Origin of the sequence: Chryseobacterium sp. KBW03, from assembly GCF_003852415.1 — a bacterium.
In the GTDB taxonomy this organism is placed as follows: domain Bacteria; phylum Bacteroidota; class Bacteroidia; order Flavobacteriales; family Weeksellaceae; genus Chryseobacterium; species Chryseobacterium viscerum.
This window is the reverse complement of sequence record NZ_QAJO01000014.1, coordinates 46,176-56,251: the sequence shown is the minus strand read 5'-3', so window position 1 is coordinate 56,251 and position 10,076 is coordinate 46,176. Positions and strand designations below refer to the sequence as shown.

The 10,076-nt window shown below is 36.7% G+C and carries 12 protein-coding genes; 8 read left to right on the top strand and 4 right to left on the bottom strand.

Features of this window, described 5'->3' with window-relative positions; translation table 11 throughout:
- Positions 1–43 precede the first annotated feature (43 nt).
- Positions 44–982 carry an SPFH domain-containing protein gene (locus DBR39_RS22225; protein WP_124536791.1) on the bottom strand — a complete coding sequence of 313 codons (939 nt, stop codon included), beginning with the start codon at positions 980–982 and terminating at the stop codon, positions 44–46.
- A 198-nt stretch (positions 983–1,180) separates the two neighbouring features.
- Here DBR39_RS22225 and DBR39_RS22220 point away from each other — a divergent pair, with 198 nt between their 5' ends.
- The 6 genes from DBR39_RS22220 to DBR39_RS22195 all read left to right on the top strand — a co-directional run bounded on the left by DBR39_RS22220 (position 1,181) and on the right by DBR39_RS22195 (position 4,917).
- The gene (locus tag DBR39_RS22220; RefSeq protein WP_124536789.1) at positions 1,181–1,753 is read left to right on the top strand and encodes a Crp/Fnr family transcriptional regulator; all 573 of its coding nucleotides are present in this window, start codon (positions 1,181–1,183) and stop codon (positions 1,751–1,753) included.
- 98 nt (positions 1,754–1,851) lie between these two features.
- Entirely contained in the window at positions 1,852–2,385 is a 534-nt protein-coding gene (locus DBR39_RS22215; protein ID WP_124536787.1) for a YceI family protein, read from the top strand.
- A 39-nt stretch (positions 2,386–2,424) separates the two neighbouring features.
- The gene (locus tag DBR39_RS22210) at positions 2,425–2,643 is read left to right on the top strand and encodes a tautomerase family protein (protein ID WP_103232256.1); all 219 of its coding nucleotides are present in this window, start codon (positions 2,425–2,427) and stop codon (positions 2,641–2,643) included.
- Positions 2,644–2,650: 7 nt separating this feature from the next.
- Positions 2,651–3,385 (top strand): SDR family NAD(P)-dependent oxidoreductase, encoded by a 735-nt coding sequence (locus DBR39_RS22205; RefSeq protein ID WP_124536785.1) that lies wholly within the window; start codon positions 2,651–2,653, stop codon positions 3,383–3,385.
- Positions 3,382–3,834, top strand: a complete 453-nt coding sequence (locus DBR39_RS22200) for a nuclear transport factor 2 family protein (protein WP_124536783.1) — start codon at positions 3,382–3,384, stop codon at positions 3,832–3,834. Before DBR39_RS22205 ends, DBR39_RS22200 begins: the two co-directional genes overlap by 4 nt.
- 12 nt (positions 3,835–3,846) lie before the next feature.
- A complete protein-coding gene (locus tag DBR39_RS22195; protein WP_124536781.1) occupies positions 3,847–4,917 on the top strand; it encodes an NAD(P)H-dependent flavin oxidoreductase in 1,071 nt (356 codons plus the stop codon).
- 10 nt (positions 4,918–4,927) lie between these two features.
- On the opposite strand, the gene DBR39_RS22190 is transcribed toward DBR39_RS22195, so the two are convergent.
- Positions 4,928–6,283, bottom strand: a complete 1,356-nt coding sequence (locus DBR39_RS22190; RefSeq protein ID WP_124536990.1) for a deoxyguanosinetriphosphate triphosphohydrolase — start codon at positions 6,281–6,283, stop codon at positions 4,928–4,930.
- A 200-nt stretch (positions 6,284–6,483) separates the two neighbouring features.
- Here DBR39_RS22190 and DBR39_RS22185 point away from each other — a divergent pair, with 200 nt between their 5' ends.
- A complete protein-coding gene (locus DBR39_RS22185) occupies positions 6,484–7,113 on the top strand; it encodes a class I SAM-dependent methyltransferase (RefSeq protein ID WP_124536779.1) in 630 nt (209 codons plus the stop codon).
- Positions 7,114–7,203: 90 nt separating this feature from the next.
- Positions 7,204–7,938, top strand: coding sequence for a DNA-formamidopyrimidine glycosylase family protein (locus DBR39_RS22180; RefSeq protein WP_124536777.1), 735 nt, complete (start codon positions 7,204–7,206; stop codon positions 7,936–7,938).
- Between the two features lie 180 nt (positions 7,939–8,118).
- Here the strand turns inward: DBR39_RS22180 and DBR39_RS22175 are convergent, their stop codons facing one another.
- Positions 8,119–8,841, bottom strand: a complete 723-nt coding sequence (locus DBR39_RS22175; RefSeq protein ID WP_109738494.1) for a LytR/AlgR family response regulator transcription factor — start codon at positions 8,839–8,841, stop codon at positions 8,119–8,121.
- The gene (locus DBR39_RS22170) at positions 8,841–9,917 is read right to left on the bottom strand and encodes a sensor histidine kinase (RefSeq protein ID WP_124536775.1); all 1,077 of its coding nucleotides are present in this window, start codon (positions 9,915–9,917) and stop codon (positions 8,841–8,843) included. Before DBR39_RS22170 ends, DBR39_RS22175 begins: the two co-directional genes overlap by 1 nt.
- Positions 9,918–10,076: the final 159 nt, after the last annotated feature.

Sequence of the window (10,076 nt, the reverse complement as noted above, 5' to 3'; positions counted from 1 at the left end):
TTCGGGAGATTTTTTTATTAAAATTGGTTTCAATTTGTATTTCCTAAAATCCTGATTCTTTTTGAGGTGGATCCGGATATTTGCCTTTACTAGCCTCTCCTACAGTATTTGCAGTGGTCATGGCCACTACAAGATCATTCAGCATACTGCTTGCAGCCGTAGGTGAATTGGGAAGAAGAACCAGATTGCTTCTGTTACTTGCTCCTATGGAATGTAATGTATCATAATGCTGCGTGACAACGATAAGCGCTGATGCTTCATGCGAATTGATTTCTACATTATTCAGCATTCTTACCGATTCTTCAAGTCCTTTTGCAATTTCTCTTCTTTGGTCGGCAATCCCCTGTCCCTGCAGTTTTTTAGATTCTGCTTCTGCCTTGGCAACGGCTACAATTCGGATTCTTTGTGCTTCAGATTCGTATTCTGCAGCTGTTTTTTCTCTTTCCGCCGCGTTGATTCTGTTCATCGCATGTTTTACCTGCTCATCCGGATCAATATCTGTGACCAAAGCTTTGATAATATCATACCCATAGCTATTCATAGCCTCCTGAAGTTCACTTTTCACGGCAATTGCCACATCGTCTTTTCTTACAAAAACATCATCCAGTTTCAGTTTCGGAACCTCAGCACGTACCACATCGAATACAAAAGAGGTAATTTGATTTTCAGGATTTTCCAAACGGTAGAATGCATCTCCCACCTGCTCTCTGATAACCTGATACTGAACTGAAATTTTCATTTTGATGAAAACGTTGTCTAATGTTTTCGTATCAATCATTACATCCAGCTGCTGAATTCTCAGATTCAGTCTTTTGGCGATCTGATCTATGATTGGCAGTTTAAGATGAAGCCCTGAATGTTTTACTCCCCGAAACTTTCCGAAACGTTCGATAATAGCTGCTGTTTCCTGCTTAACGACAAAAAACGAAGCGAATAAAATAATCAGCCCAAAGAAAATAACGGGCGCTAAATATATACTCATAGTTTTAATTTTTATTAATATGTCGCACTAAATCCTGTTTCGTTAAAAACATTTTTTATTACTGCTTGCTTAAATATAAGAAAAATAAATATAAGATTCAGAACACGACTCACTGAAAATCAAGCTTGAACATTCTTACTCATTTTTAAATTAAAATTATTCCGAAAAAGACTTATTTTTGAATATTCATTACACGTCATGATCAATTCTAAAGAAATATTAAAAGATCATATTTCAAAATTCACATCTCTCACGGAAGAGCAGCTGGATTATGTTCTTGGACATTTTAATCTGATTACTTTAAAAAAAGGACAAAGCTTAATATCGGAGGGTGATTTCGTCAATCACGAATATTTCGTTCTGGAAGGCTGCCTGAAAGCTTTTTACGTGAATGACAGCATGAAAATGTTTATCCTCCAGTTTGCCATGCCGACCTGGTGGGTAACAGATTTTGATGCGCTTTACAATGCAACAAGGGCTACCATTAATGTAGACTGTATCACCAATGCAAGCATTCTCTCTATTTCTAACGAAGACAGGGAAAAGATCTGCAATGAGATTCATGAGGTAGAGCATTTTTTCAGATGGAGAACGAATAAAGGCTATGTGGCTGCACAGAAACGTCTGCTTTCTTTTATGAATAATGATGCTAAATTCCGGTATCAGGAGCTTTTATCCATGTACCCTCAACTGTACAATCTCGTTCCGAAACACCTGATTGCATCTTATTTGGGAGTAACCAGAGAAACTCTAAGCAGACTTCATCAATAAAAACCCTTTTTATTCTTATTCCTATTTTGTGAGGTACATCACGTAACTATTTCTTTCGATCAGCTGAACTTTGTGTCATTATTTAAACCCCATAAAAAATGGACACAAAAAATTTTAAAATCAATCATGAAATCAGCACAATCCACTGGATCGGAAGAAAGGTAACCGGAGCTCATAATGGAACAATTGGTGTAAAAGAAGGAAACTTCACGTTCGAAGACGGAAAACTTACAACAGGAAAGTTTGTCATTGATACCCGCGCCATTAAAATCCTTGATATTGAGGATTCTGAAACCAATACACAGTTTGCCCATCATCTGGCATCTGACGATTTCTTTAATTCTGATCAGTTTCCTGAAGCTTTTTTTGAAATCACTCATGCTGAACCGGGTGATCAGAATCTCTATTATGTAAAAGGAGATCTTACGATAAAAGGGATTACACATCCTATCGACACAAGCCTGCACATTGTAGCAACAGACAATACGGCTGTTCTGGATACTAAAATTGTGGTCGACAGAACGAAATTCAACATCAAATTCAGATCATCCAATTTCTTTACCAACCTTGGTGACACCCTGATCTACAACAATTTTGATTTAAATATTCATCTTGTTGCGGCAGCTCATTAATGCCATTCAAATATCAATTAATCTTAAAAATTGACCATCATGCCATTCATAAAAGTAGAAGTACTTCGCGAAGACATTACCCGCGAAATAAAACAACAATTAATCAGAAAAATAAGTGAAGCTGTGACTTCAGTTTTGAACAAGGATCCCCATTTGACCCACATTGTCATCAATGAAATTGAAGATGATAACTGGGGATATGCCGGAGAACAGGTTTCAGTATTAAAAGAACAAGGATTTTCAACAGAAAAAAAATAAATCAGAAATGAAAAAGCAAACCGTAATCGTAACAGGAGCATCATCAGGAATAGGATTGGAAACAGCCCGTTATTTTTTAGACAGAGGCGATCATGTAATCATCAATTCACAAACAGCTTCAAAATTAGAGGAAGTTTATCATGAATTGGGAGCCGGAGACAACCTTGCCATGGTCGCCGGAAGTGTTTCAGAGCAGTCAACAGGGGAAGCATTGGTAAAAACAGCGCTTGAGAGATTTGGATCAATTGATGTCCTGATCAATAATGCAGGAATTTATGAGAACAAACCATTCCTGGAAGTTACTGAAGACTATCTGGATCGATTTTTAACAACAAATTTAAAAGGAACATTCTTCACAACACAGGCTGTTATTCCTCAAATGATCAAACAAAAAGATGGTGTGGTCATCAATGTGGGAACGCCTTTAGTGTATCACGCTATTGCACAGTCTCCCTCCACGGCACCTATTTCGAGCAAAGGAGCTATTCATGCTCTGACCTTGCAGCTGGCTGCAGAATTTGGAAAAGATAATATCAGGGTCAATACGGTGGCTCCCGGACTGATCAGAACTCCAATGCATGGTGCAGACCTGGATAATAATGCCGGACTTCACCTGATCAACCGCATCGGGGAACCGGAAGAAGTCGCTCAGATGATTCATGCTATTGCTAAAAACAAATTAATTTCCGGAGCGATCATCAATGTCGACGGAGGAATGGGTGCCGGGCATCATGTATCATGAAATTAGTATTAATTATTGCATGGCTGTTCAGTTTTCCATTGAACAGTCATGCACAAAATATAAAGGATATGAAAAACAACCCAACATCAGAAGCTGAAATAAGAAATGTGATTGAAAACTATTATTTCAAAGGAATTTATGAAGGGAATACTGATCTTCTTACAAAAGCTTTCTATAAAGGAGCATTGCTTTTCGGAGATATCGATGGCGCTGCGTATTTCAAAACTGCAGAACAATATATTGAAGGAGTTGGAAGCCGGGTAAGCCCGGAAAAATCCGGGAAAGATTTTAAAGCAAATATTATTTCAATAGATGTCATTAATTCGATTGCCACCGTAAAATTGCATGTAAAGATGTATGATTTTAATTATTATAATTTCATAACTTTCAATAAGATAGACAACGAGTGGCTCATCGTTAATAAGACATTGACTAACGTACAACCTTAAATTAACAAAATCATGTGGAATAAAAATAGAGTTACAGAGTTATTAGGAATTGAATACCCTATTCTGCAAGGTCCTTTTGGCGGAGGGCTGTCTACTGTTGAACTGACAACAACGGTGAGCAATCTTGGCGGCTTGGGAGGATTTGGAGCTTATACTTTGTCGCCACAGGAAATTTATGATATTCACAGAGAAATACAGTCGAAAACGGATAAGCCTTACAACCTCAATCTCTGGGTAAATGATCATGATATTATTGATGAAGAACATACAAAAAAGCAATACCAAAAGGCTGTTGAGAGTTTCAAACCTTACTTTGATCTTTTAAATACGGATATCCCGGCACCTCCACCCTCTTTTGAATCGAGGTTTCAGAATCAGCTGGAAGTCATTTTTGATATTAAGCCTAAAGTGTTCAGCTTTATGTTTGGATTGCTGAACGAAAGCATTATCGAAGACCTTCACCGGCAGGGAACTGTTGTATTCGGAAATGCTACAACACTGGATGAAGCTGTTGCTCTGGAAAAAACAGGAGTAGATGTGATTATAGCTTCCGGTTTTGAAAGTGGCGGACACCGCCCTTCGTTTCTGGATCAGGCTGAACTTTCTACAACGGGAACTTTTGTTCTGATTCAATTGATTAAGGATAAAGTAAAAATACCTGTCGCGGCTGCCGGAGGTATTGCCAATGGGCGCGGAATTGCCGGAGCTTTTCAACTGGGAGCGGAAGCGGTACAAATTGGAACTGCTTTTCTGGCCACTGAGGAATCCGGAGCTTTACCGATTCATAAAGAGTTTTTATTTTCTGACGCTGCAAAATCTACATCTCTTACCAGAGCTTATACCGGAAGATTGGGACGTGGAATTACCTCAAAAATTACTAGAGATGTATTGACAGCAACGGATAGAACACTGCCCTTTCCTTTGCAGACTCACTTTATGGGAGCGTTGAGAAAAGCAGCTTTGGAACAGCAAAAGAATGATTTTGTTTTCTTTTGGGCGGGTCAGATTGCCCCTGTTTTAAAGCATAAAAAAGCCTCCACTTTAATGCTGTCATTAATCGAAGAGGCTTCTGAATTATTATAATAAATAGAATTTACATGGTCATTCCAATGTCTATTCCTTTAATTTTTCTATACAAATCGGTAGCGTAGTTATCTGTCATTCCGGAAACAAAATCTATGATTCCAAGAACTTTTTGATAGTCTGTTCCGTTTTCATAGACGAATTGTTTTGGAAGCAGCTTCAAGGCTTTCTTGTCATATGACTTTCTTTCCTCTTCCGGTTTCAGGATGGATGGGATGAAATGATCCAGCAATTCATACATTACATTATACCCTGCATTTTCAATTTCCACAACCGCTTTATGATTGTAAATTTTTTCCACAGAAAAACTGGCAATATCTTGTAATGCTTTATTTTCATTTTTATAGATATCAAGCAGACCGTTGTCAAGATTTCCTTCAAGAATCGTTTCAAAGTTATGCTTATACATTTCAATAGATTTATTGATTAATGCATTGATTACTTTCGCTCTTAAATAAGAAATCTGTTCGTTCTCATTAGAAATAGAACTTAGCTTTGTTTCGATTCTTTTAACATCATCTGTTTCAGATTTTACCAGTTCGAAAAATAGATTTTTACAATCTGCCGTTGAAACAATACCCAATCGGTGGGCATCTTCCATATCGATGATGTTATAACAGATGTCATCCGCAGCTTCTACTAACCATACAAACGGATGTCTTTTGAAGATATGAGGCTCTTCACTTTCAGAAATAAGCTGGGTTCCTTTGGCAATTTCCAGGAAAATATCTTTTTCATTCTGGAAAAACCCGAATTTCTTTCTGTGAATGATTCCTTTTTTCTTGGCTACTGCCTCACATGGATACTTTGCAATACTTGCCAGCGTTGAAAAAGTAAGCTGAATACCTCCCGCATCTTTTCCTTGCTGCTGCTGCGCCAGCACTCTGATCGCATTGGCATTTCCTTCAAAATTGACCAGATCTGCCCACTCCTTTTCATTGAACTTTGACTTCAGATCTTTTTCATTTCTTTCAAAATAGCTAGCAATAGCATCTTCTCCGGAATGTCCGAAAGCAGGATTTCCCACATCATGACATAAGCACCCGGCCGCAATTACATTTCCTAAATTATAGAGATAAAAATTCTTTGAATCTTCAGTAAGTTCACTTTTAAAATCTTCAGCAATAAATTCACCAATAATACTTCCTAAACTTCTTCCTACAGATGAAACTTCCAGGGAATGAGTAAGTCTGTTGTGTACAAAAACACTTCCGGGAAGAGGAAAAACCTGGGTTTTGTTCTGCAATCTTCTGAAAGCAGAAGAGAAAATAATTCGGTCAAAATCTCTTTGAAAATCAGTTCTTGAAGCCCTAGTCTGTGGATTGTTTCCTGTACGTTGATTGGTGAAAATCTGGTTTAAATTCATCATTTTTCAAAATTACTCCAAATTTTAATTGTACGGAATAGTATTTAGATTTTTATTAGAGAGATCTGTCATTCAAAAAATCTATTATAGTAAACGTTTTTTAAGGGTCGGAAAGCTTCAGGAAATATTCTACATTTGATACAACTAATAAGCGGAAGAATATTCACAATTCTTCTTTTAAATTTTAAATTCTTTTTATCATGACAGACAACACATGGCTCAACAGATGGGATGACAGATACAGCAACGAAGAGTTTGCATATGGAACAGATCCGAATAATTATCTGAAAGAGCAGCTGGCTCCATTAAAACCCGGCAAAATACTATTCCCGGCAGAAGGTGAAGGCCGAAACGCTGTTTTTGCAGCAACACAAGGATGGCAGGTTTCAGCTTTTGATATCAGCTCAAATGGACGGAATAAAGCATTACAGCTTGCCGAACAATTGCAAACTACCATTGATTATAAGGTTGGAGAGCTTTCTACTCTGAATTATCAGCCAGAGCAATTTGATGCTATTGCTCTGATCTACGCTCATTTTCCTGCAGACATTAAGTCTTCAATCCATCAAATGCTGAATCAATACTTGCGTAAAGGAGGATTTATCATTTTTGAAGCATTCAGTAAAAGTCATCTTGAATATATTGCAAGAAATGAAAAGGTAGGCGGCCCCAAGGATATTGAATCATTATTCTCCATTGATGAGATCAAAGCTGATTTTCCTGATTATAAAATTATTGAATTATCAGAAACAGAGATAGAACTCAATGAAGGGCTATTTCATAATGGGACGGGTTCTGTGATCCGGTTTGTGGGACAAAAGCTCGTCTGACTCTATTGTGAATAGGTTTATTTTGGGATAAAACTTTAGACTTCATCCAATTATGGAATATTATTTGAATCTTTATCTCAAAATAAACGTATGCCTGAAGGTCCATCCATCATATTAATGAAAGAAAGCCTGCAGCCATTTGCAGGTCAGCAAGTGACAGAAGTTTCAGGAAATGCCAAATTCGAAAAAGAGGTGTTCATTGGCCAATCTCTTCTTGAAATCCGGACTTTTGGAAAACAGACTTACCTTATTTTTGAAAAATCAGCCATTCGTATCCATTTATTAATGTTTGGCTCTTACAGTATTAATGAGCAGACCAAACCGGATAAAAGTCTGCGTTTAGCATTATTTTTCTCTTCCGGAAGCATCTATTTCTACACCTGTTCAGTAAAATCCGTACCTCTTGAATATCTTTCCACCATTGATTGGGAAGCTGATATAATGAGTGATCAATGGAATTCTGAGAAAGCTGAAGAGAAATTAAAATCCAATCCGAAAATGATGGTCTGTGATGCATTGATGAATCAGGATATTTTTTCGGGAGTCGGAAATATTATTAAAAATGAAGTTCTTTTCAGAATCGGAGTTCAGCCAGAAAGTCTGTTGGGTAATCTTCCTGCTAAAAAAAGAAAAGAACTTATTGCCGAAGCCAGAAATTACAGTTTTGATTTTCTGAAATGGAAAAGAGAATCTGTTTTGAAAAAGCACTGGCTGGTTCATACCAAATCCGTCTGTCCGATATGTGGGCAGAAACTTATCAAAAAACAAACGGGAGTCGGAAAAAGAAGAAGTTTCTTTTGTGAAAAGGATCAGAATCTTTATTAGATTTTGTCATTCTGACGAAGGAAGAATCTTACTATTGGTCAAAATATGAGATTCTTCACTACATTTCATTTAGAAAGACAGCTTTAATACATTTTTTCCCCTATTGATTACACAGATTTTCACAGATAATGATATCTATTTTTTTTGACCTTGATTATTATATTACTCATTATTTATGTATCAGTCTGAATTAAGCAGTCCACCCGCAAATTTTGTAAAAAAATCAGCTCTGTATACTTCACCAAGGGGAATTTCGGAATCTTCGATGTAGATATTATGATTGTCAAATGAATCAATATAATTCATGTTCACAACGTATGATTTGCTGACTCTTATAAAGGTTTCACCGGAAATTTTCTGATGAATGGTTTTCAGATTCATCGCAGTGATCAGTTTCTGCTGCTGGGTATGAATGACCACATAATCTTTAAGACCTTCTATAAACTTAATGTCTGAAAAACTGATTTTATAAAATCTTCGCTCTGCTTTGATGAATAAAAAGTCTGCCGTATTAGATTCTACCGTATTCTTCACCGTATCTTTAGACAAAAGCTCAGTGTAAAGCAATGCTTTATCAATCGCCTTTTCCAATCTTTGGGGATCAATGGGCTTCAGAAGATAATCGACAGCTTCCAGTTCATAACTCTTCAATGCATATTGAGAATAGGCAGTTGTAAAGATGATCAGCGATTTTTTGGGAAGCATTTCTACAAACTCAAGGCCTGTTACCATGGGCATTTCTATATCGAGGAAAATAAGGTCTACCTCATTATCTTTAAGAAACTCAAGGGCAGCCGGTGCATTGGAAAACTCACCAAGGATATCAATACTGGAAATTTCGGCAATCAGTGATCTCATTTCGGATCTTGCCAGAGGTTCATCATCAACTATAATACAGTTCATCACACGGGAATTTTTAAATTTACGCTATATTCTTTATTTCCTGATTCTATCTGCAGGCTAAAAGTGCCGCCATAAAGAAGTTCCAGTCTTCTTGTGATATTGGCGAGTCCAAGCCCGCTATTTTTTTTGTCCGAAACAATATAGCCGGCGCTTCTTGAATTGACACATCTAAAATAAAGCTGTTTATCCTCGATATTGATGTCTATTTTCACATAAGACTCTTCTCCACTGAGGTCTACACTGTGCTTCACAGCGTTTTCAACGAAAGTAGTAAATAGGTTTGGAGGAATGAAGGTACTGTTTAATGTTCTTTTATCAGCATCTGTACGGATATCAAAAGAGAAGTTGTCACGTCTTATTTTTTCAAGGTTTAAAAAATTGGACAGAAAATCAATCTCTGAAGTTAGTAACGTTTTTTCTTCACTGTTTTCGTATAGCTGATATCTTAGAAATTCGGACAGTTTTACAATGACCACCGATGCTTTTGCCGGATCTGTTCTGATGAGTGCTTTCACATTATTCAGCATATTAAACAGAAAATGCGGGTTGATCTGATTTCTGAGCTCATTCAGTTCCATATTCAGGGTAAGATTGCTCAGTTCATTGATCCTTTTATTATCACTGATCCATTTCTGTAAAAGCTTTACCGTAGTCGTGGTCATAATAATCGGAATACACATCAGAACACCTTCATAGATTCCCCCTTTTTCATTTTCTTTAAGAATATTTTTTATTCTGAACTCTTCGAAGAATAATCTAAAACTATACCCTATAAAATTGAGTCCCAATACTCCCATCAAAACAAGTAAAACAAGATAGGTGACGTATTTTGTTTTAAAGAAAAATCTGGGAACCAATACATATATATTAATGTAAACCATTGTAATCAAAATAGTATATACAAAAAACAGAACATAATATTGATAGATTCCCGAGTACCAATGCCAGAACCTTGCACTGTAGAGCAAAAAGAAAAAAAAGATCAGAAACAGCAGATGTCTTTGAAGCCTATACTTCCCTTCCACCAAAAAATCCATTACAAAGGTTTCTTCAAATTTCCACGGGCTGTATTTCATATTCTGGACTCATTTTATCATTAACAAAAATAGAGAATAACGTAATTTACAACTATTTTATTATACAAAACCCGCATTTTATTATACGAATTATTTGCGTTCAGGGTTTTGTATAAAATACCTGCCATTTTGTATAAAAACAAATTCGGGCGCTTCTTT

Excerpts from the sequence above, each read along its gene's own strand:
- DBR39_RS22225 (WP_124536791.1), bottom strand. The coding sequence starts at position 982 with ATGAGTATATATTTAGCGCCCGTTATTTTCTTTGGGCTGATTATTTTA.
- DBR39_RS22220 (WP_124536789.1), top strand. The coding sequence starts at position 1,181 with ATGATCAATTCTAAAGAAATATTAAAAGATCATATTTCAAAATTCACA.
- DBR39_RS22215 (WP_124536787.1), top strand. The coding sequence starts at position 1,852 with ATGGACACAAAAAATTTTAAAATCAATCATGAAATCAGCACAATCCAC.
- DBR39_RS22210 (WP_103232256.1), top strand. The coding sequence starts at position 2,425 with ATGCCATTCATAAAAGTAGAAGTACTTCGCGAAGACATTACCCGCGAA.
- DBR39_RS22205 (WP_124536785.1), top strand. The coding sequence starts at position 2,651 with ATGAAAAAGCAAACCGTAATCGTAACAGGAGCATCATCAGGAATAGGA.
- DBR39_RS22200 (WP_124536783.1), top strand. The coding sequence starts at position 3,382 with ATGAAATTAGTATTAATTATTGCATGGCTGTTCAGTTTTCCATTGAAC.
- DBR39_RS22195 (WP_124536781.1), top strand. The coding sequence starts at position 3,847 with ATGTGGAATAAAAATAGAGTTACAGAGTTATTAGGAATTGAATACCCT.
- DBR39_RS22190 (WP_124536990.1), bottom strand. The coding sequence starts at position 6,283 with ATGAATTTAAACCAGATTTTCACCAATCAACGTACAGGAAACAATCCA.
- DBR39_RS22185 (WP_124536779.1), top strand. The coding sequence starts at position 6,484 with ATGACAGACAACACATGGCTCAACAGATGGGATGACAGATACAGCAAC.
- DBR39_RS22180 (WP_124536777.1), top strand. The coding sequence starts at position 7,204 with ATGCCTGAAGGTCCATCCATCATATTAATGAAAGAAAGCCTGCAGCCA.
- DBR39_RS22175 (WP_109738494.1), bottom strand. The coding sequence starts at position 8,841 with ATGAACTGTATTATAGTTGATGATGAACCTCTGGCAAGATCCGAAATG.
- DBR39_RS22170 (WP_124536775.1), bottom strand. The coding sequence starts at position 9,917 with ATGAAATACAGCCCGTGGAAATTTGAAGAAACCTTTGTAATGGATTTT.